Raw genomic sequence first — 20616 nt, 5'->3', positions numbered from 1 at the left:
TTCCAATTTAAAATAGTGTGATAATGATAATAATTCGCAGTTATGATAAGTTTCATTTCTATGAACAGGAAGCGGATTTGCTTATGCAAAATCGCCTTTGAGTTATGAGGAAAGGTCAAAATGGCGCGAGTGGTAAGAAATCGAGAAAGAAGAAGAAAAATTGCCCTAACCGAGCAAATTGGAGAACCAGGTCAACAACAAATTATTACCAAGGGGAACTCTGCCAATACGGTACTGGTTGAAGGCCAGTTTCTCAACTACCGCTACGCAGATTCAATTGCCTTGCAAGGCAGTATCAGCACCGAACTCAAAGAGAGCGAAATCGTCTCAACCGCGCAGCCATGCCTGAACTTGGTGTTTTTGATTAGCGGCAAAGTAAAATTTGGTTTTGATAACCGCGAGTTTGAGCTCTGTGCTGCTGAACAGCCAAAAGCGATGGTGATCAATCTAGCCCAACCGACCACGTTCAGACGCACTCTGCTCGCCAACAATCAGATCAAAAAGCTCAATATTGCTATTCATCCCGATTGGTTAAAGCACCGTTTAAGCGGCGACGAACCGATTGCTCACTTTCTTTCGCATCATTTGGCCTGCTGCGAACTGCCTTTTGCAGAAAACATGGCAAAAGCCATCAGCGCCATCCTCGCTATGTCGGTCTGCGGCTCTTTACAGCAAAAGCTACAACTGGAGTGCCAGTCTCATTTGTTGATCGCACAGTCCTTAAATTTACTGAATGAGCAAAACTTCGAGCGCCCTACTTCAGAGCCACATCATGACTATCACAAAATCGAACAGATCCTCTCTTACATTGATGCAAATTTGCACCAGCCGCTCGACCTGACTCACTTGGCCAAGCGCTTTTCCATGAGCGTGTCCAATTTACAACGCCACTTTAAACAGGCGCTCAACTTGACCATCAGCGGCTATATTCGTCATCGCCGTTTGAACATCGCCAAAATTCAGCTTGAACGTGGATTGATCAGCGTCACCGAAGCAGCGTATGAGGCGGGCTACCATCATCCATCCAATTTCACCAATGCCTTTAAGCGTACATTCGGCATCACTCCCAATGAGATTGCACAAAAGCCACTACTCAGTACAATCAAGGGAAACAGCGCAGCCTGAGGTAACGATGAATATTGGTGCAATTGCAAAGTTAACCGGATTATCCAGCAAATCGATCCGCATGTATGAAGAGAAGGGGCTGATATCGCCGCCGCTGCGCAGCGATTCAGGCTATCGCGAATATGGGGCAAAGCACATTCAGGAACTCAACCTCATTTCTCGTGCTAAACAGGCAGGGTTTTCGCTGCAAGAATGCAAAGAGTTTGTGCAATTGGCCGAGAATCCTGAGCGAAAGAGCAGCGAAGTCAAAGCAAGAACCAAAGAAAAACTGGCTGAAGTGGAACAGAAAATCGCCCATTTACAGGAAATCAAGCAGCAACTGGAGAGTTGGATCACCGCTTGTCCGGGAAATACCGACAGCCACTGCCCGATTTTAGACGATTTGACGCGCTAAGCTAGGCGTTCAATTCGAGTGGGTTCAAACGCGTTGAACCCACGGACAGGAATTAGTAGTAGGTGCACATCCGTTTGCCATGCTGCTCAATGACGTGAAAGGGCGTTTCGTAAATCTGTTCGAGAACCTGCGCTTGGATCACCTCATCAACCGGACCATTTGCCACAATCTTGCCCTGTTTGAGCGCGATGATGTTGTCGGAATAACAGGAAGCAAAGTTAATATCATGGATAACCACCACCACCGCTTTGTTCATCTCTCTGGCTAACTGACCAATCGTTCGCATGATTTGCAGCGAATGCCGAATATCGAGGTTGTTGAGTGGCTCATCGAGAAACACATAATCGGTATCTTGCGCAATTACCATGGCGATAAACGCGAGCTGACGCTGGCCACCGCTGAGCTCATCCAAATACTTGTGCTGAATTTCTTGCAGATCAAGATAGGCGACCGCTTGATCGATCTCCTGTTCATCTTGGGCGGTTAAACGCCCGCCACAGTGGGGAAAACGGCCAAAAGCGACCATTTCGCGAATGGTAAAACGCATGGTAATGCTGTTGGCCTGACGTAACACCGCCAATTTTTTTGCCAGCGCTTTGGTGTCCCAGTCACTCAACTCTTTGCAATCAATGAACACTGAACCGCCATCGCGCTGTGTCAGCCTAGAAGCCATTGAAAGCAATGTACTTTTACCTGCGCCATTGGGGCCAATAATCGAGGTAACTTTGCCTTTTTCAAACTGCGCACTGGCCTTATCCACAACGGTTTGTTTACCAAAATGTTTGGTGATTTTTTCTAAAGTAATCATAAGCTTTCTTAAACAATACGGTTACGCAGCAGCATGGAAATAAAGTACACGCCACCGATAAAATTGATGATCACACTCAAGGTGGTTTGAAACGCCAGCACGTTCTCCACCATCCATTGACCAACGAGCAGCGCACACACAGCAAAGAGCGCGCACCCTGGAAGCAAAATCGTATGGCGATAGGTACGGAAAATCTCCCTCGCTAAGTTCGTCACCAACAAACCAAAAAACATGATTGGGCCAACCAGCGCAGTGGAGATAGCAACCAACAGCGCACTGTAGAGCAGCACGCGCTTGGTGACACGGTCTACATCGATACCTAGGCTCACCGCGTTGTCTCTATCGAGCCAAAAAACATCCAACACGCGGCTCATTCTCAGCAGCAAGAAGGTCGCAAGCAACAACATCGGCGTGACAAACAATACCAAACCACCATCAACATGGTTAAAGCTGGCAAACATGCTTGCTTGCACAGTGGCAAAATCGTTCGGGTCCATGATCATCATGAAAAAGGCGGCCACGTTGGCAAATAGCTGACCAAGGATCAAGCCGACCAGCAACAACGTGATCAAGTTGCGTTCACCGCGTTGAAAATAAAAGCCAAACAACGCGATGGAAAACAGCACCATCACCACGGCGGAGAGCGTGAAGTTCAAATACACATTGAGAACGAGATGGCTAACGGTGCCAAAACCGACCACAATCAGCGTTTGAGTGAGCAAGTACAGATTATCGAAGCCTAAGATGCTCGGCGTCAGAATGCGGTTGTGTGTGACGGTTTGAAATACCAAGGAGGCTTGCGCAACCGCAATCCCCGCTAAGATCATCGCTAGCACTTTAGGGAAACGGCGTGAAAGGAAATAGTGATAATTATCAACCGTTAACCCTTTACCAAGAAACAGCACAGCGAAAACCAGTGCGATGAATAGCATCACCAAAAGCTTACTACGGTCAGACACGCTGCTTACCTCCGAGTAACAGATAAATAAACACGCCGCCACCAAGAATGGCAATCACCATCGAAATTGGTATTTCATATGGGAAGATAATCAGGCGTCCAATAATATCGCAGCACAGGACGATCAAAGCGCCATACAAGGCGGTAAGCGGAATGTTGCGGCGCAGATTGTCGCCATAAAAATGGCTGACTAGATTTGGTACGATCAAGCCCAAAAACGGCAGTTGCCCGACAATCATCACCACACTTGCGGTCATCACCGACACCAGCAGCACACCGATCACCACCACTTGCTGATAGTTGAGTCCTAGATTGATGGCAAACTCTTTTCCAAGGCCAACGGCAGAAATGCGCGTGGCATAGAGATAACTGAAAATGGCAACAGGCACAGCGATATACAGCAACTCGTAGTCGCCCTGTAACAGGTTGGCAAAGTTCGCGACAGACCAACCGGATAGATTCTGCATTGCATCATATTTGTAGGCGATAAAGTGGGCTGCCGATTCCATAACATTGCCGAAAATGATGCCCACCAACGGAACGAACACGGCGTTCTTAAACTGAATGTGCTGGATGAAAGAGACAAACATCAAGGTGCCAACCATGGCGCTACCAAACACCATCAGCCAACTGTTGCCATGGCCAAAAAGAACCAAACTGAGCACATAGCCGAACATAGTGCATTCAATCGTGCCAGAGGTGGATGGCGCAGCAAAACGGTTTTGACTTATCTGCTGCATGATTAGGCCAGCGATGCTCAGCCCTGCACCAGAAAGCAGAATGGCGAGCAAACGAGGGATTCGACTGGTAAACAATAAGTTGAGGGCTTCTTCATCGCCAGCGAGCAGCTTTTGGAGTGAGACATCGCCCACTCCAACAAACATTGACGCTAAAGCGCAAAAAAACACAACAAGCAATAACTTTTTCAAAGTTAACCTCTGCCTGTGTGGATTAAAGATTCACGGATTTCTTGATGTCAGCGATCATTTGCTCGGTCGCCGTCACACCAGCAATCGAAAGGTACCACGCATCGAGATCCAAATAGGTCATGCGTTTGTCCTGAAAAGCTTTAGTGGACTTGATGAGGGCGTTGTCAAACTCCTGAGCTGTTTTGCTTTCGCCTTTGTTGACTAACTTGTCTCGGTCAATGATCAACAGCGTGCTCGGGTTCGCTTTACTGATAAATTCATAGGAAACCAGATCACCATGACTGCCCGTTTTTAGCCCCGCCACCGTCTCTTTGAAACCAAAATCTTTGTAAATCGCTTCAAAGCGTGACTCAGAACCGAATGCCGTGATGTTGCCACCTGAGCTCATCACTGTCAGAGCGTCACTCTGATGCTGCTCGTTATAGGCGTGTAGCGCTTTAAACTGCTGGTCAAGCTGCTCAATTTTTTGCTCAACTTTGTCGCTAATAGCAAACACTTGGCCGAGATTACGCCACTGCTGCTGCGTACTTTTCCAGTAACCTTGTTGTTGATCGATTGCAAATACCACCGTAGGCGCAATTTCCGACAACTCTTTGTACTTAGTCGCCGCACGAGGGCCAACAATAATCAGATCCGGTTTTTGCATGTAAATGGTTTCAAAATCCGGCTCAAAAAAACTGCCGGCAGAAACAAATTTCGCTTGTTGATATTTGCTCAAGTAATTCGGAATGACCGACGCTTTCGCCACAGCAATCGGCTCAATACCGAAGTAATCAACTGCGTCCAGTGCACCGTTGCCGATCACCACAACCCGCTGTGGTACTTGGGACAAAGTGGTTTTACCCATTTGATGCTCAATGGTGACTTGGTTTGCTAAAACCGTTGTAGAAAAGAGCCCAGTGACCAAAACCAAACCTAAGTAGTTTTTCATATCATAAACCTTAATGAGACCGATTATCATGCGCGTTGGCAATATACAGATTGTCACACGGATATTCAACTCATCTCTTGCCATTCAGGAAAACGGTGCGGTTTACCACTCTGGAAAGTAAACAAAAGGAGCGGCTGTCGCTCAGCTACGCTCCTTGATTGTTCCTTGATGCCACCATGTGCTTGATCAGCGAGGGAAAGAGCAGAATATCCAGAAGTGCTCGCGAAAATAACCATATGCATTATGCTTGCCTGATTGCTTTTTAAAGCCCCACCCATTCTTGTCACACCAATAAAAGCCATAAAGAGCAAATAGCACACGAATTAAACTTCATCGCTGACACCATTCTGACATTAGGTTGACCTATCGGTGAGCAATGATTAAGATCACACTTTTAACAAAGCACAGCAAAAGAGAAGCCGTAAACTCAGCGATTGACTCTGCTTTATTACTTTTGCAAATGGCTTTGTGCTCCACTTTTTATTGCAACCTTTTATAGAGAATGAACATGTTACATACCATCAAGCGCGATTGGTTTTCCAATGTGCGAGGCGATTTGCTGGCGGGCCTCGTGGTGGCCCTAGCACTCGTGCCGGAAGCCATTGCGTTTTCGATCATTGCAGGCGTCGATCCGAAAGTCGGCCTTTATGCCTCTTTTAGTATTGCGGTGATCATCGCGTTTGTTGGCGGACGTCCGGGTATGATCTCAGCGGCGACCGGAGCCATGGCGCTCGTTATGGTGACCTTAGTCAAAGAACACGGCTTGCAATATTTGCTCGCAGCCACCGTCTTAACGGGTGTGATTCAAATCATCGCTGGCTACCTGCGACTGGGTGATCTGATGCGTTTTGTTTCCCGTTCCGTCGTCACGGGGTTTGTTAACGCGCTGGCTATTTTGATTTTTATGGCGCAATTGCCAGAACTGACCAACGTCACTTGGCACGTTTACGCCATGACCGCCGCTGGCCTCGGGATTATTTATCTGTTCCCATACGTACCTTATATCGGCAAACTGCTCCCCTCGCCTTTGGTGTGCATCATCTCCTTAACGGCAGTGGCCATCACGTTTGGTATTGATGTGCGCACCGTTGGCGATATGGGCGAACTGCCCGACACCCTGCCAATTTTCCTCTGGCCCGATGTGCCGATGACACTCGAAACACTGATGATCATTTTGCCTTATTCCTTTGCACTGGCGATTGTTGGCCTGCTCGAATCGATGATGACCGCAACGATTGTCGATGACTTGACCGACACCAGCAGCGACAAGAACCGCGAGTGTAAAGGCCAAGGTATCGCCAACATCGCAACCGGTTTTATTGGCGGTATGGGCGGCTGTGCCATGATCGGCCAATCCATTATTAACGTGAAATCGGGTGGCCGTGGCCGTCTGTCGACCTTTTGCGCGGGCCTGTTCCTCATCATCTTTGTGGTGTTTTTGAGTGATTGGCTCAAGCAGATCCCAATGGCTGCGCTGGTTGCCGTGATGATCATGGTTTCGATTGGTACCTTCTCATGGAGCTCAGTCAAAGAGCTGAAAACCCACCCACTGTCGACCAATATTGTGATGATCGCTACCGTCGCTGTCGTGGTCGTGACGCACAACCTAGCCATTGGTGTGTTTGTCGGCGTACTACTCGCCTCTCTGTTCTTTGCCAATAAAATTGGCCGTTTCATGGTGGTGAAAAGCCAACTGGCTGAAAATGGCGAAGAGCGTACTTATCAGATTGTTGGACAAGTCTTTTTTGCCTCTTCAGATCAATTTTTGCAATCGTTCGACTTCAAAGAGGCGCTGGAGCGTGTCACTATCGATCTCTCAGCGGCGCATTTCTGGGACATTACGTCGGTTTCGTCTTTAGATCGTGTGGTGATTAAGTTCCGCCGCGAAGGCACCCAAGTGAATCTCATCGGCATGAACGAAGCCACCGCGACCATCGTGGATAAATTTGGCATTCACGATAAACCAGAAGAAGTAGAAAAACTCATGGGCGGACATTAAGGAGCACATCATGACCCATATTATCGCCTGTATCGATGGTTCAACTTACTCGCAGTCTGTCGCTGAACTTGGCGCTTGGACGGCGAAAAGCCTTAACGCCCCGCTCACCTTACTGCATGTACTCGACAAATCTGAGCAAGAAACGACAAGCGAGCTGTCGGGCAACATCGGCCTTGGCAGCCGTGAGCACCTGCTGCAAGAGCTGATTGAGTTAGATGAAAAGCGCGCCAAAGTCGCCCTTCAGCATGGCAAAGCGCTGCTGAATGATCTGCAAGAGCAACTGCACAGCTCGGGTTTGCACGATGTGACTAAGCTGCAAAAACATGGCCATTTGTTGGAAACCTTACTGGATTTGGAAGCTGACACTCGCGTTTTAGTGGTGGGCAAGTCAGGCAATTTGCATAAAAACGATACCTTAGCGATCGGTTCACAACTCGAAAGCGTGGTTCGTTCAATCAAAGCCCATATCCTAGTGGCAACAGACCAGTTTGTGCAGCCAACCAGCTACTTACTGGCGTTTGACGGTAGCGAAATAAGCCAGAAATTAGTCGAAAAAGCGCTCAAAACGCCACTACTCGCAGGAATGGCTTGCCATTTGATCATGGTGGAAGATGCCAACGGTAAAGCGCAAGCGTTTAACCAAGCCGCCGCGACATTGCGTGAAAGCGGCATTGAGGTCACGCAAGCCACTTTGCAAGGCGACGTGCATCGCGCCATCTTAGATTATCAGCAACAGCATCAACTGGGCATGATTGTGATGGGCGCTTACGGCCACTCGAAATTGCGCCAGTTTTTCTTAGGCAGCAATACCACTCGGCTACTGGCCGAATCTCACGTGCCTATGTTGTTGATTCGTTGATGCCCCAAAGCCTTGTCCTCTGACAGGGCTTTGTTCTTTTTCTCGTGCGCTTTTCTCCAAATAACTAAAATGCGTTCTGTAACGCGTTTTTTGTTTTTATTTCATCAGAACTCGGTATAGTACGCGCCCCAAGACGCACTTTTTCCACGCGAGGTTTGCAACGTGACGACTCCTTTTTCTACCTTACCACTCAAAGATGAACTGCTAGCAACGCTCGATTCTTTGGGCTACTCCGAGATGACGCCAATTCAAGCGCAAAGCCTGCCGTCGGTCTTGGCAGGAGAAGATGTGATCGGTCAGGGCAAAACCGGCTCGGGCAAAACCGCAACATTTGCCTTGGGCCTGTTGAGCAACCTCAATGTGCAGCGCTTTCGCGTCCAATCCTTGGTACTGTGCCCAACGCGAGAACTCGCCGACCAAGTCGCCACTGAAATTCGTACGCTGGCGCGTGGTATTCACAACATCAAAGTGCTAACGCTGTGCGGCGGCTTGCCAATGGGGCCGCAAATCGGTTCGCTCGAACATGGCGCCCATATTTTAGTTGGCACTCCGGGGCGCATTTTGGATCACATGTCCAAAGGACGCATCAACTTAGACGAGCTCAATACGCTGGTATTGGACGAAGCTGATCGCATGCTGGAAATGGGTTTCCAAGATGCCATCGACGCCATCATCGATGCCGCGCCCAGCCAGCGCCAAACCTTGCTGTTCAGCGCTACCTTCCCGAGCGAGATCGAAACCATCGCCGCCAAAGTGATGAAACAGCCGAAATGGGTCAAAGTCGAATCGACTCATCAGCAATCGACTATCGAGCAACGTTTCTATCAACTAGAAAGCACCGAAGAACGTGACAATGCGCTGGAAGCGCTGCTTCTTACCCATCGTCCAGAATCTTGTGTGGTCTTTTGTAATACCAAGAAAGAAGTGCAAAACGTGACGGATGAGTTGCACAACCGTAAATTCAGCGTGATCGAGCTACACGGTGATATGGAGCAGCGCGAACGCGAACGTGCGCTGACCATGTTCGCCAATAAGAGTGTTTCGATTCTGGTCGCCACCGATGTGGCGGCGCGTGGACTGGATGTCGATAACCTCGATGCGGTGATCAACTTCGAGCTGTCACGCGATCCAGAAGTGCATGTGCACCGTATCGGCCGTACTGGTCGCGCCGGTTCGAAAGGGATTGCCATCAGCTTTTACAGTGAGAAAGAGCTGTATCGCATTGAACGCATTGAAGAATACATGGGTATTGATGTGCACCCGGCTAAATTGCCGCAACCTGAAAATCACAAACCCTATTATCCAGCGATGCGTACTATTCAGATCCTTGGCGGCAAAAAAGAGAAAGTGCGCGCTGGGGATATTCTCGGTTCATTGACCAAAGAAGCGGGCATCGATGGAAAATTGATCGGAAAAATCAATATCCTGCCGATGGTCTCTTATGTGGCGGTCGACAATTCCGTGGTTAAGCAGGCCGAACAACAACTGCAAAATGGCAAAATGAAAGGGCGTAATTTTAGAGCCCGCATCATGAAGTAGTGGTCTGAACGACTTTTTGCGCCATGTTTTGATTTCCATCACCGCCGAACCTTTCGGCGGTGTTTGTTTTTGCTTGTGGCTTTGGCCAACTTTGTTTAAATACAAAACTAGACGACTGGTCTAATTTCATCTATAGTGCACAACATGAACAGCAAAACTTCCGATACTCGCCAGCAGATCCTCAATATTGGCTATCAACTCGTCGTTAACCAAGGCTTCACCGCCGTTGGCCTTTCCCTGTTGCTCAAAGAAGCGGGCGTACCCAAAGGCTCGTTTTATCACTATTTCAAATCGAAAGAACAGTTTGGTCAGGCTCTAATTGAAAGCTACTTCCAACATTATCTTGCACAGTTAGAAGCGATTGTCGGCAACCGCGCACAATCAGGCTACCAGAGTTTGCTTGATTACTTTTCTCGCTGGTTAACGGTTGAAGAAGGAGTTTGCAACGCCAACCGTTGTCTGGTGGTAAAACTCAGTGGTGAAGTGTCTGATCTCTCAGACAGCATGCGCCATGCATTGTCTGTTGGCGCACAGCGTGTGATCGCCACCTTGGCCGAGGCCATTCAGCGTGGTATCGAGGATGGCTCCATTGAGGTTGCGGATGCCGCAGCCACCGCGCAGCAGCTCTATCAGCAATGGCTTGGAGCAAGCTTGCTCAATAAATTAATGCAAGACCAACACCATTTAGAACACTGTTTGGCCTCCACCAAACAGATACTGCGCCGTCAGGCGTAACCAATTCATTTAACCCGTCCCACTGTGGACGGGATTTTTTGCAACCAACACTAGACGACTGGTCTAATAAAAGAAAAGGAAAAGACATGGCTCTCTCTACAAATCGTCAAATCGTCCTCGCTTCACGCCCAGTGGGCGCACCGAACGCGGAAAACTTTCGCTTAGTTGAAAGCAATATCCCCTCGCCTGCGGCCGGAGAAATCTTACTTCGATCGGTGTATCTGTCACTCGATCCTTACATGCGCGGCCGCATGAGCGACGCTAAGTCGTACGCCGAGCCAGTGGCGATTGATCAAGTGATGGTCGGCGGTACCGTCTGCCAAGTCGAGGCCTCACAGCATGCCGAATTCGAAGTGGGTGAATGGGTGTTGGCGTACACCGGTTGGCAAGATTACGCCCTTTCCAACGGTGAAGGCTTGATTAAACTCGGCAAAACACCAGCCCATCCCTCTTACGCGCTGGGCGTCATGGGTATGCCCGGCTTTACTGCCTACATGGGTTTATTGGACATCGGTCAGCCCAAAGCGGGCGACACACTAGTGGTGGCAGCTGCAACAGGCGCGGTTGGCTCTATGGTTGGGCAGATTGGCAAACTCAAAGGCTGCCGCGTGATTGGTATTGCTGGCGGCGAGGAGAAATGCCAGTTTGCCAAACAGACCTTAGGGTTTGACGACTGTTTGGACCACAAAGCCGCAGATTTTGCCGAGCAGCTCGCTCGCGTGTGTGATAAAGGCATTGATATCTATTTTGAAAATGTCGGCGGTAAAGTGTTTGATGCCGTCTTGCCGCTGCTCAATAGCGGTGCGCGCGTGCCTCTTTGTGGACTCATTTCACAATACAATGCAACCTCACTGCCTGAAGGCCCGGATCGCATGTCGATGTTGATGGCGCAACTGCTGATCAAGCGCATCAAGATGCAAGGCTTTATTATTTTTGATGATTACGCCCATCGCTACGGCGAATTTGCCGCGGATATGTCACAGTGGTTGGCCGAAGGTAAGATTCATTATCGTGAGCATTTAGTGCAAGGTTTAGAAAATGCCGCCGACGCCTTTATTGGCCTGCTTGAAGGAAAGAACTTCGGCAAGCTGGTTGTGCAAACCAATCAACCACGCTAGGAGACGATGATGATCACCTTACATCACCTGAATAAATCCCGCTCTAAACGCATTATTTGGCTGCTGGAAGAGCTGGGCGTTGAGTATCAAATCGTCCCGTATCAACGTGATAGTGTCACTTTTTTAGCGCCACCCGAGCTTAAAGCGATCCACCCACTGGGTAAATCGCCGGTGCTTGAAGAGGATGGTCAAGCGATCGCCGAGTCCGGCGCCATCACGGAATATCTGATTGGTAAATACGCCGCCGAGCGTTTAGCACCAGCCAAAGAGAGCAAGGAGTACATCGAGTACCTGCAATGGTTACACTTTGCCGAAAGCTCCGGTATGTTGCCCTTGCTACTGAAAGTGTTTCTCCTCAAAGACGGGGCAGAAACTAAGTTCTTAGCACCGTATGCAGACAGTGAAATCAGCAAGATATTGAGCTACGTAGAGCAAAGCCTCCAAGGCAAAACCTACCTTGTGGCCGATAAGCTGACTGGCGCTGACATCATGATGTCGTTCATTGTTGAGATCACCGCACAGTTTGGTTTGCTGGCACACTACTCGAATCTGGCGCGCTACGGCGAAACGCTCGCCGCCCATCCTTGCTTTCAAAAAGCGCAAGCGCTTGAGCTGCAATACCAGTAGCTAAACACATACTCAGTAGCTAAACATATACTCAGTAGCTAAACATATACTGCCTTTGCCAGCTGGTAGCACGGCTGGCTTTTTTATGCCTCTCGCTCAAGCAGAGCAACGGATCTTTTCGCGTTGATTTAACACAGTTCTCAAAGCATTCGGTATAGTAGCGTCGGTAAATATGAACTCCATAAGAGGAAGCAATGAAAACAACACTACTGGCCCTTTTAAGTCTACTAACCCTTTCTGCCTGTACGGAAGTTGGTAGCAAAAGTTGGTGTGATGAGATGCGCGAAAAACCCAAAAGCGAGTGGAATACGCAAAACACATTGGATTTCGCCAAGCACTGCTTACTCAACAATGAAGTTGGCAGCCAAAGTTGGTGCGAAGATATGGATGAAAAATCCAAAGGTGACTGGACAGCGAAAGAAGCGACCTCTTACGCCAAGTATTGTGTGCTCTAAGATTATCGCGCTCAGCACCATCTCGGCACTGAGCGCTCAGTCACCGTCAATGTGCAGTCTCGGCTGGTCGCCGTGTGCGGATAAATGGAACACCTTGTTCATCAAAGAGAACATCCGATTCAACCTGATACAACTGATGGATAAGTTCAGATGTTAACAGCTTGCTCGGGTGGCCTTGAGCGACCAACTCACCTTGCTTCATCACCAATAAGTTGTCTGCATACTGTGCAGCCAAGTTTAAATCATGTAATACCATGATACTGATGTAGTTTTTTAGTTTTGTCTGCTTGACCAAATGTTGAAGTAAAACATGCTGGTGATGCAGGTCTAAAGCGCTAACAGGTTCATCGAGCATAACAATTTCGGGCTGACGCATTAACGCCTGGGCAAACAGCACCATCTGACACTGTCCTCCACTCAAGGTTCTTACATCACGGTGAGCTAAATGCTCAATGCCCAAACTGCCCAAAATGGCAATGCCATCATGAAGCATGGCATCATCAATACGCATGCTTAACGCATCAAGACGTCCTAACAAGATCACTTCAATGACCGTCAAATTGACATCCAGATGAATGTCTTGTGGCATGTAACCAAATCGAGCGCGCCAACTGCTAAGTTGCTTCTTGCATAACGAATGCTGGTTAAAGAGGATTTCGCCTTGCTCTACGTTGACATCACCAAAGAGTGTTTTTAGCAAGGTACTTTTTCCCGTTCCGTTCGGGCCGAGTATCGCCGTCACTTGACCCGGTTTGAGAGTGAAACTGACTTCTTTTGCTAACGTTAACTCGCCAAAGCGCACGTGGAGATTCTTGACTTCAATCATCTTAGCGCTGCCTCCCAATGATCAACCAGAAAAAGAAAGGAACACCAATAATCGCCGTAACTATGCCGATCGGAAAAAGTGCACCCGGGACGATGACTTTGGACAATACCGACGCGCTTGAGAGTAGAAACGCACCCACGAGAAAGGAGAGCGGCAGATAGAAACGTTGGTCCTCTCCAACCAATATTTTGGCGATATTCGGAGCAACAATTCCAACAAAGCCAATAATACCAACAAAACTCGTTACAGTAGCGGTCATGACAGCGACGATGAACAGCGTTTTTAGGCGTAAGTGAGTGATATTCACGCCTAAACTTTTGGCTCGTTCTTCACCTAAACGAAGCGCCGTCAACTTCCATGCATCCTTTAGCAATATTAAAAAGCTTATGCTGACGACCAAAGCCGTGATGGTCAAATTTTGCCAAGTTGCTTTGGATAAGCTGCCAAATAGCCAAAATAAAATTTGCTGACTTAACTCTGGCGAGGAGATGAACTGTACCAACGAAAGCAATGACTGAAATAAAAACAGTAAAGCTATTCCCGCTAATATCAACTGCCCAGTCCCTACATGGCGAACCGAGGCTAAAGCAAAAAGAAAACAAGCCGAAATCATACAAAAAATAAAAGCCCCAAGCGGCACCGCAAAATGGCTATCGATGCCTAATGACCCCAAATAGAGCACTAATGCCGCTCCAAAACCAGCGGCTGCGGCCATCCCTAAGGTATAGGGGCTAGCCATGGAGTTGTTCAGCAGCGTTTGCATCTCTGCCCCACCCACACCAAGCGAACCACCAACAAAAATGGCCATTAGGGCGATGGGCAAACGCAAGTTTTTTACAATAACTTGCGTAGAAGGTTCGACTTGGAATGGCAGCCCAACCCACTCAAAAAGCGTATGTAACACTGAAGTGACATCAATAAGCGAAGGGCCTGTCATCAAATCAAGCACAAAAGAGCTCAACAGCAAGAGACCAAAGACGATCAGCATGACGCTACGACGGCGCTCGCTATTACGTTGTGCCAGTACGATTTGCTGGACCATTTCTAAAGACATGTTTACAACCTACCAATCAAAACAAACCGCGCTTTACTCAAAAGAAGCGGCTCAAAACACTTTCACGTAGCTCATTTTTCACGCCCCAATCGGCCATTAGGGCTGAACGGATGCCGAGTTGATGGCGAAAAAAGCGATTAAGGCTTTTACTTTCACTTACCATTTATTCAATAACCTATTGTTTTGAAAAACATCCAATCAAACTTATCTGTACCCCGAAAATTGTAACATCAGGTTTATCAATAATCATTAAAAACGTGAATCAAAATGAGAATAGTTTGCATATTAATTGCACGTATTCTTATAATGCCAAGCCTTCACCACAGGTCTCTTAAAAAAAACGAACTCATAAATGAATAGGATTGTATATGCATCAAAAACTATTGATGATCGCTTCGCTTGTGTTTAGCTCCGCAGCGTTCTCTGCTGTGACCACTGTGACTGATATTCTGGGGCGCGAAGTTACTTTCGACGCGCCAGCGCAACGCGTGATCGTCGGATTTTACCCTGAGGATTACATGGCGATTGGTACAGAAGCGGCATTTGATAAGGTCGTTGGAATGTCAAAGTACATTTGGCAAGCTCGGCCAACAAATTGGGAGATGTACGTTAAACACCGCCCTTCTTTAGACAAAATTCCTGAGATTGGCCGAGTAGACACTAACGCCTTTTCACTAGAAAAAGTGATCAGTTTAAGCCCTGATTTGATTATGCTCGCTGATTGGCAATATAAGGCACTCTCTAACGAAGTGACTCGATTGGAAGAAATGGGGATTCCAGTGCTTGTGGTTGACTATAATGCTCAGACCATTGAGCGACATGTCAAAAGTACCCAACTAATTGGTGTTATTACTGGGCAAACAGAGAGAGCCGAAAAAATTGCTCAAGACTATGCGCAAAATGCAGCCATGATCACTGAGCGCCTAGAGAAAGCCAACCTGCCAAAACCCAAGATCTACACAGAGTTCGGCGCTAGCGGCATCAATGACATCGGCTATACATTCGGTAAAAACATGTGGGGAGCCATCGCAACCACAGCGTGGGGAGACAACATTGCCACCCCTTATGTTGAATGGTGGGGCCAAATGAACCCAGAACAAATAATTGCCAGCAACCCAGACGTCATCGTCATTACTGGTTACGAATCTGGAAGCTCTGATAGTTCAATGATTATTGGTCAAGGAGTTGCTGAAGAAAAAGCACAAGCAGCGTTGCAAGGCTTCAAACAACGTCTTGGCTGGTCCACGCTCTCTGCGGTGAAAAACAACCGCATGTATGCCGCTTATCACGGTGCCTGTCGCACCATCATGGATGGCGCCATGATTCAATTTTATGCCAAGGCGCTCTATCCAGAGCTGTTTGCCGATCTCAATCCTAGCCGGGCTTATCACGAGTTTTACCAGAAGTATCTTCCCGTCTTGCCTGAAGGAACCTTTGTCACTCAGCTTCGCTAACTTGCCATGTCTCGATAAAGCGAAGCTTTCCGGATAAAATTTTCTTTTCACCTCATACTGCATCCATGCCGTATGAGGTTTTTCTCTTTTGAACTCACTCAAATACGGCTAGAGAAAAACTATAATGAAAAACTGGAGGTTAGTTTTGATTGACCATCAGCCATTGCTTCCAGATTAACTGCCGATTCAGCCAATTTTCTTGAGAACTGAGCGTTTTTACTGGACAAGCTTTGTATACTTTCAATATTACTTGCTACAAGAGAAGTCAACTTATTATGAACATCGGTTTTGATAACAACCTGATGGCTATTGGCTTCTACAACACTCAACATGTGATGGATCTTTGATAACACATTCCCTACCTCTAAGGTTTGATTTTTACAGCTTTCCATTGCAGCATTAGAGTGATTAATAAGTGCCACCGCTTGTTGGGATTTAGATTGAAACTGCCTAACTATCTTTTGAATGTAGTTTGCTGACTCTGCAGACTGAGAAGCCAACAAGCGAACTTCATCCGCAACAACAGAAAAGCCTCTTCCCTGTTCACCAGCACGAGCTGCTTCAATGGCCGCATTTAGTGCAAGCAAGTTCGTTTGTTCTGAGATACCAGTTATCGAGTGCAAAATGGTTTCTATATTTCGGCTTTCAGAATCAAGTTGAATAATAGTCTCGATAAATAACAGCATATTCTCAGATAACTCCTGCAAAAATTGGAGATTCTTCGCCATCGTGTCCTGACCAGAATGCGAACTCTCAACGGCATCTTGAACGGTTAACAGAGTTTGCCTAGCGAAAGTGGTAATCTCTTCTACAGAGTTTTCAATTTCAGTCATTACATCCACGACGATTTGAGTCTGCTTCGTTTGTTCCAATACAGAATAATTAAGTGATTTACTGATGTCTTGATTTTCAACCGATGCGTGATTCAAATCGTTTGCTGATTCTCGTATCTGGGCAATCATAATGGCGAGATGATCGATAACAGAATTAATTTTATTTGATATGGCACCAAATTCATCGTTCTGCGAGTAACTTACTCTAACTGATAGATCTTTTTCTTCTATGTTACTCAGTGTTGAGTTAACAGCTTTACTGGCTTTTGATATCATACGAGCAATGCTTACACCAATTAAAGTAGAAATAACCACAGAAAAAATGGTAATAAGTATGATATAAATAAGCGAATATTGATAACTGCTGAGTGACTTATCATAATGAACGCGTGAAAGATCTTGGGAATACTCCAAAAGAGAATTGATGATAGTAACTTGCTTATCAAGCATTACTTCTATCAGATTTCTCGATTCAAATAGATCTTCACTCTGCCTGACTAACCTCATGTGCTCTTTGACAACACCAGTATCATCAAAAAGTTGCTCTTCAAGTGTTGATAATAGCTTTTCATTATCCCTGTAGAGTGAAATTTCATCTAACTTGAGCTTATCAATCGCTTCAGCTAACAACCTTTTTCTATTATTTAATCTGTGCTCGATTGAACTGAATTCTAACGAATCACGTAAGTAGAAAAGGTAGTCAACTTCACTGGAGATGAATCTGACTTGATGGAGTAAGCCAGAAATGGACTCTTTGACATTTCTTTTTGAAGAAAAATTATAACTTTCATTTAAATTGTTATAAAGTTCTGACAAAAAAACTCTGAAATCTATCTGTTGAGTAATATTATCATTTTTATCTGTTAGATATATTTTAAACGAACTTAGTAAAGATCGCAGTTTGTCAATCAATAGATCACTATAGATAACACCTTCTTCTATTCTATCTCTGAACTGTTCATCATCTGAGGATAATGTTTCTACCTTTTTCAATTGATCTCTATATTAATCTATTTTTTCCTCAATTTTAGATTCAAAGCCAGGAAGTTCATCAACATATTGTGAAGAAAAGAAAGGGGTAAGTGCACGATTAATGTCTAGCAGTTTGACATTTAAATTTGACGATTCCATCATAAGTGGGGTTGATGTCCTCGTTAGAAATTCAAAGTTGGAAATTAGCCTCTCATTACTGACTATAGAAATAGCAGAAGATACTATCATGAATAGTATAATAAATAAAAATCCAGCATAAATTTTTGAAACAAGAGATGACATCATTGGCAACCTAAACGTTTTATAATGGGTATTCTAGATACCCATTATTTTTTGCAACATCACTGATTGGTTAAAAAACTCTTACCACCAAGCTTCGAACATTGCGCCGAAAGTCGCAGTATCTAAATTGCTTGATTTCATTTGGCCTGTCGATGAGTCAAAGCCAATGTACTCATTGTCTGCCTTGCCGATTGTCGCATAGAAACGCAACATAGGACGTGCCCAAGTTTTTGAGCTAATAGCAATATTTTGTGAAAGTGTTACTTTCCAAGAGCTATTTTTCGCATCAACATGCTTGTAATCAACCAAACTGAAGCCAGCGTCCAACCATGTTGAATTCATATTATCCCAAGCATAAGTAGGTCGAACAATTACGTTGTAGTTTACTCTGTCATTAAAGTCAGCGACGTCTAAGGACTGATAGGCTGCCAAGTATTGAACACCTAAGTCATTGGAGACTTCCTGCTCACCGTTAAAGCTGAATAATAGTGCTTTCTGATCTTCGGTCATATCGAAAACACTGTCTTTAGCATTGTCAGAATAACGTACAACCAATTTGTGCTTACCAGCAGAAATCTCTCCACCTACTTGGTAAGAATCGATATCGTAATAAGGTTGTTCCTTCGCTTTTTTCGAAGCAAAACCGTAGTTAGCGTACAGAGCAAGATCCGCTAGACCAAATATTTTCATATCATGCAGTTTAGTGGTGAGCGCATATTTTCCGCTGTCGCCAACCATATCGCCTTCTACCTGACCGACAACACTCATATCGAGCTTCACTCCGGCTAAGTTTAGGTTATAGAAGCCACCACCCTGCCCGTCGTGCATCATCCAAAAATAGTCGTTAAGATCAGTCTGCGCCCGTTGATGAAAATCGCGGCCAGCCCACACTCTTAACTTCGGCTGTGAAGAGACGAAGTTAGTAACACTAGCATAAGTTTTCTTGAGTTTAACCCCTCCCGTTGTTGCCCACGAAGAGTCAGAGTAGTGATCGAACATCACAACAATATCCCATTTCGCGCCTTGTTCACCGGTGAATGTTCTGCTTAAGCTAAACTCGCCGCCGTTATTCTCGTTCCCGAGCCTGCCTGTTGCGTTGCCATTCAATGCCCCAGCTGTGTTCACATTTTTTTCATCGCTGCCTTGAAATGCTGCACCATAACGAGCGTAACCAGAAAAATTAAATCCTTCGACATCGGCAGCATAAATAGACGCTGAAAAAAGAGGAAGACTCACGGCAACACAAGTAGGGATGAATTTTATTGCTTTCATTTCATTATCCTTAATATTTTGCTTAAACTAATCGTGAAATTTATTACTTTTACTAGGTAATAAGATATTTTTAATTCTGAGCATAATTAAATAACAATTTTATTTAATACACTGTTTCATCTATAGTTAAATAAACCAATAGTTAAATAAACCAATCTGAAATAAATAACTCCGACAGAATTATTTTATTTCCTCACAGGCTTGAGATGAGTCATAACCACTAGGGATTTTCTTTATGGCAACATTAGTAAAACTAAATTCCAGCCCATTCATGCTATCCCAAACACCCGATAGATAAACGGCTTTATTGACAGAAGATAGATTCTCTGTCGGTATCAATGATGAAATCGGAAAATGGCATCGATACCATGCCGAGCCCTCTGGGATAAGAGATTTTTCGATAGTCATAAATCGGCCAAAATCGACACTACTGCCATCCATACGAAGTTGGATGTTATCTGAATCACCGTAGCTTGAAACATTCAGATCAATGGCTAAGAGATTCTCTGAATACGTCGATAGATCGCTATTTGAATCATCTTTGCCTAAGAAAACACCTCCATTTTGGGAAAATGTAGCGTGAACAGTCTGGTTGGTATTTTCTACATTTGCTCCGAAACTGTTTACTGGATACATTTCGCTCAAATCTTGTGATCCATTTTTATTTCCGAAGTAATACAAAGCAACTTCATCGGTTTGTAAACTCGGAATAACCTCAGTAGGAGTATCGTTATCTTTAGCAACGTTACACGAAATAGGATCAATGGTCGGCTTTTCTTCTTTTAACTTATAGATAATGTCAGTAATCTCATAATCAAATTTCTCTTTCACATCTAGGTGAAAAGGCGTAGCGACGCTTTTTAGATTTATCGCTGTCGCTCCATCGACTGGTTTCATGCAGTTTACTGGAATGGTTACGCTTGCCCACTTGCCTGACTCCGTAAGAATATTTGACAGTTGCAAGCTGCTTCTATTAGGCCATTCATTGTCGATTGAGACTGAGAATGATGACGGAAAGGCGCTTTTCGGGCGGATTTTAAACGCTATGTAACCTGAACTGTATTTCTCCAGATTAAGTGGGCTATCTGATTTAATCATATACATACCACTGCCATTTCCGGAAACTTGGACATCAGCGGTGTCTTTTTCACCATTATTGTTAATGAGCACTGCACCGATACTGTTCATTGAAACCTGTGCACCATTAACCTGCATAAGATTCCAATTATCTTTTTCAGATTGTATCCAGGAAGTAAAGCTCTCATTTGCTGACGTTCCTAATAAGATCAGTTCTTCGCTTTGTTTTACTTCTAGATTTTTAATCTCTTTATCAAAGTTACAACCAACCATCGAGGTAGACAAAATAGATAGAATAATAACTTTGCCATTACATAATTTCATGATTTCTACTCTATAAAAAATATA

19 protein-coding genes are annotated in these 20616 nt (G+C 45.6%); 10 read left to right on the top strand and 9 right to left on the bottom strand.

Annotated elements, in window-relative coordinates; translation table 11 throughout:
- The first annotated feature begins 120 nt into the window (after positions 1 to 120).
- Both I3X05_RS22690 and cueR read left to right on the top strand, forming a co-directional pair.
- Positions 121 to 1125, top strand: a complete 1005-nt coding sequence (locus tag I3X05_RS22690; RefSeq protein ID WP_193166898.1) for a helix-turn-helix domain-containing protein — start codon at positions 121 to 123, stop codon at positions 1123 to 1125.
- A gap of 7 nt (positions 1126 to 1132) precedes the next feature.
- Positions 1133 to 1519: a Cu(I)-responsive transcriptional regulator gene (cueR, locus tag I3X05_RS22685; RefSeq protein WP_039427353.1), complete on the top strand. Its 387-nt coding sequence runs from the start codon at positions 1133 to 1135 to the stop codon at positions 1517 to 1519.
- A 52-nt stretch (positions 1520 to 1571) separates the two neighbouring features.
- Here cueR and vctC read toward each other — a convergent pair whose 3' ends face one another.
- Genes vctC through I3X05_RS22665 form a run of 4 tightly spaced genes read right to left on the bottom strand, consistent with a single transcriptional unit; the run spans position 1572 to position 5145 of the window.
- Positions 1572 to 2327, bottom strand: coding sequence for an iron chelate ABC transporter ATP-binding protein VctC (vctC, locus tag I3X05_RS22680; protein WP_045569164.1), 756 nt, complete (start codon positions 2325 to 2327; stop codon positions 1572 to 1574).
- Positions 2328 to 2335: 8 nt separating this feature from the next.
- Entirely contained in the window at positions 2336 to 3286 is a 951-nt protein-coding gene (locus I3X05_RS22675) for an iron chelate uptake ABC transporter family permease subunit (protein ID WP_045569163.1), read from the bottom strand.
- Positions 3279 to 4214: an iron chelate uptake ABC transporter permease subunit VctD gene (gene vctD, locus I3X05_RS22670; protein ID WP_158136097.1), complete on the bottom strand. Its 936-nt coding sequence runs from the start codon at positions 4212 to 4214 to the stop codon at positions 3279 to 3281. The genes I3X05_RS22675 and vctD overlap by 8 nt, the downstream gene beginning before the upstream one ends.
- A gap of 22 nt (positions 4215 to 4236) precedes the next feature.
- The gene (locus tag I3X05_RS22665) at positions 4237 to 5145 is read right to left on the bottom strand and encodes a siderophore ABC transporter substrate-binding protein (RefSeq protein ID WP_193157595.1); all 909 of its coding nucleotides are present in this window, start codon (positions 5143 to 5145) and stop codon (positions 4237 to 4239) included.
- Between the two features lie 508 nt (positions 5146 to 5653).
- On the opposite strand from I3X05_RS22665, the gene I3X05_RS22660 reads away from it, so the two are divergent.
- From I3X05_RS22660 to I3X05_RS22630, 7 genes are all read left to right on the top strand, one after another.
- A complete protein-coding gene (locus I3X05_RS22660) occupies positions 5654 to 7144 on the top strand; it encodes a SulP family inorganic anion transporter (RefSeq protein WP_193157596.1) in 1491 nt (496 codons plus the stop codon).
- A 10-nt stretch (positions 7145 to 7154) separates the two neighbouring features.
- Positions 7155 to 8003 carry a universal stress protein gene (locus tag I3X05_RS22655; protein ID WP_337971295.1) on the top strand — a complete coding sequence of 283 codons (849 nt, stop codon included), beginning with the start codon at positions 7155 to 7157 and terminating at the stop codon, positions 8001 to 8003.
- A gap of 162 nt (positions 8004 to 8165) precedes the next feature.
- Positions 8166 to 9542, top strand: a complete 1377-nt coding sequence (gene dbpA / locus I3X05_RS22650) for an ATP-dependent RNA helicase DbpA (RefSeq protein WP_193166897.1) — start codon at positions 8166 to 8168, stop codon at positions 9540 to 9542.
- Positions 9543 to 9686: 144 nt separating this feature from the next.
- A complete protein-coding gene (locus I3X05_RS22645) occupies positions 9687 to 10277 on the top strand; it encodes a TetR/AcrR family transcriptional regulator (RefSeq protein WP_337971294.1) in 591 nt (196 codons plus the stop codon).
- Positions 10278 to 10363: 86 nt separating this feature from the next.
- Entirely contained in the window at positions 10364 to 11395 is a 1032-nt protein-coding gene (locus I3X05_RS22640; RefSeq protein WP_337971293.1) for an NADP-dependent oxidoreductase, read from the top strand.
- Positions 11396 to 11404: 9 nt separating this feature from the next.
- Positions 11405 to 12022 (top strand): glutathione S-transferase family protein, encoded by a 618-nt coding sequence (locus I3X05_RS22635; RefSeq protein WP_337971447.1) that lies wholly within the window; start codon positions 11405 to 11407, stop codon positions 12020 to 12022.
- A gap of 194 nt (positions 12023 to 12216) precedes the next feature.
- The gene (locus tag I3X05_RS22630) at positions 12217 to 12477 is read left to right on the top strand and encodes a DUF3012 domain-containing protein (protein ID WP_039427339.1); all 261 of its coding nucleotides are present in this window, start codon (positions 12217 to 12219) and stop codon (positions 12475 to 12477) included.
- 46 nt (positions 12478 to 12523) lie between these two features.
- On the opposite strand, the gene I3X05_RS22625 is transcribed toward I3X05_RS22630, so the two are convergent.
- Both I3X05_RS22625 and I3X05_RS22620 read right to left on the bottom strand, forming a co-directional pair.
- Complete coding sequence (locus tag I3X05_RS22625) at positions 12524 to 13303, bottom strand: ABC transporter ATP-binding protein (RefSeq protein WP_045569154.1); 780 nt, start codon at positions 13301 to 13303, stop codon at positions 12524 to 12526.
- Between the two features lies 1 nt (position 13304).
- Entirely contained in the window at positions 13305 to 14357 is a 1053-nt protein-coding gene (locus tag I3X05_RS22620; RefSeq protein ID WP_045569153.1) for a FecCD family ABC transporter permease, read from the bottom strand.
- Between the two features lie 368 nt (positions 14358 to 14725).
- Between I3X05_RS22620 and I3X05_RS22615 the strand changes: the two genes are divergently transcribed.
- The gene (locus tag I3X05_RS22615) at positions 14726 to 15811 is read left to right on the top strand and encodes an ABC transporter substrate-binding protein (RefSeq protein ID WP_193157599.1); all 1086 of its coding nucleotides are present in this window, start codon (positions 14726 to 14728) and stop codon (positions 15809 to 15811) included.
- Between the two features lie 119 nt (positions 15812 to 15930).
- On the opposite strand, the gene I3X05_RS22610 is transcribed toward I3X05_RS22615, so the two are convergent.
- The 3 genes from I3X05_RS22610 to I3X05_RS22600 form a co-directional block, all read right to left on the bottom strand.
- On the bottom strand, positions 15931 to 17637 hold the full coding sequence (locus I3X05_RS22610) for a methyl-accepting chemotaxis protein (protein ID WP_193157600.1): 1707 nt from the start codon (positions 17635 to 17637) through the stop codon (positions 15931 to 15933).
- A 363-nt stretch (positions 17638 to 18000) separates the two neighbouring features.
- Positions 18001 to 19191: a carbohydrate porin gene (locus I3X05_RS22605; RefSeq protein WP_193157601.1), complete on the bottom strand. Its 1191-nt coding sequence runs from the start codon at positions 19189 to 19191 to the stop codon at positions 18001 to 18003.
- A gap of 180 nt (positions 19192 to 19371) precedes the next feature.
- Positions 19372 to 20592, bottom strand: a complete 1221-nt coding sequence (locus I3X05_RS22600) for a putative glycoside hydrolase (protein ID WP_193251667.1) — start codon at positions 20590 to 20592, stop codon at positions 19372 to 19374.
- Positions 20593 to 20616 lie beyond the last annotated feature (24 nt).

It is taken from the genome of Vibrio navarrensis, from assembly GCF_015767675.1.
Taxonomy (GTDB): Bacteria; Pseudomonadota; Gammaproteobacteria; order Enterobacterales; family Vibrionaceae; genus Vibrio.
This window is presented reverse-complemented; position numbering and strand designations above follow the sequence as displayed.

Bases quoted from the DNA above. Each gene is read 5' to 3' on its own strand.
- I3X05_RS22690 (WP_193166898.1), top strand. From the start codon at position 121: ATGGCGCGAGTGGTAAGAAATCGAGAAAGAAGAAGAAAAATTGCCCTA.
- cueR (WP_039427353.1), top strand. From the start codon at position 1,133: ATGAATATTGGTGCAATTGCAAAGTTAACCGGATTATCCAGCAAATCG.
- vctC (WP_045569164.1), bottom strand. From the start codon at position 2,327: ATGATTACTTTAGAAAAAATCACCAAACATTTTGGTAAACAAACCGTT.
- I3X05_RS22665 (WP_193157595.1), bottom strand. From the start codon at position 5,145: ATGAAAAACTACTTAGGTTTGGTTTTGGTCACTGGGCTCTTTTCTACA.
- I3X05_RS22660 (WP_193157596.1), top strand. From the start codon at position 5,654: ATGTTACATACCATCAAGCGCGATTGGTTTTCCAATGTGCGAGGCGAT.
- I3X05_RS22655 (WP_337971295.1), top strand. From the start codon at position 7,155: ATGACCCATATTATCGCCTGTATCGATGGTTCAACTTACTCGCAGTCT.
- I3X05_RS22645 (WP_337971294.1), top strand. From the start codon at position 9,687: ATGAACAGCAAAACTTCCGATACTCGCCAGCAGATCCTCAATATTGGC.
- I3X05_RS22640 (WP_337971293.1), top strand. From the start codon at position 10,364: ATGGCTCTCTCTACAAATCGTCAAATCGTCCTCGCTTCACGCCCAGTG.
- I3X05_RS22635 (WP_337971447.1), top strand. From the start codon at position 11,405: ATGATCACCTTACATCACCTGAATAAATCCCGCTCTAAACGCATTATT.
- I3X05_RS22630 (WP_039427339.1), top strand. From the start codon at position 12,217: ATGAAAACAACACTACTGGCCCTTTTAAGTCTACTAACCCTTTCTGCC.
- I3X05_RS22625 (WP_045569154.1), bottom strand. From the start codon at position 13,303: ATGATTGAAGTCAAGAATCTCCACGTGCGCTTTGGCGAGTTAACGTTA.
- I3X05_RS22620 (WP_045569153.1), bottom strand. From the start codon at position 14,357: ATGTCTTTAGAAATGGTCCAGCAAATCGTACTGGCACAACGTAATAGC.
- I3X05_RS22615 (WP_193157599.1), top strand. From the start codon at position 14,726: ATGCATCAAAAACTATTGATGATCGCTTCGCTTGTGTTTAGCTCCGCA.
- I3X05_RS22605 (WP_193157601.1), bottom strand. From the start codon at position 19,191: ATGAAAGCAATAAAATTCATCCCTACTTGTGTTGCCGTGAGTCTTCCT.
- I3X05_RS22600 (WP_193251667.1), bottom strand. From the start codon at position 20,592: ATGAAATTATGTAATGGCAAAGTTATTATTCTATCTATTTTGTCTACC.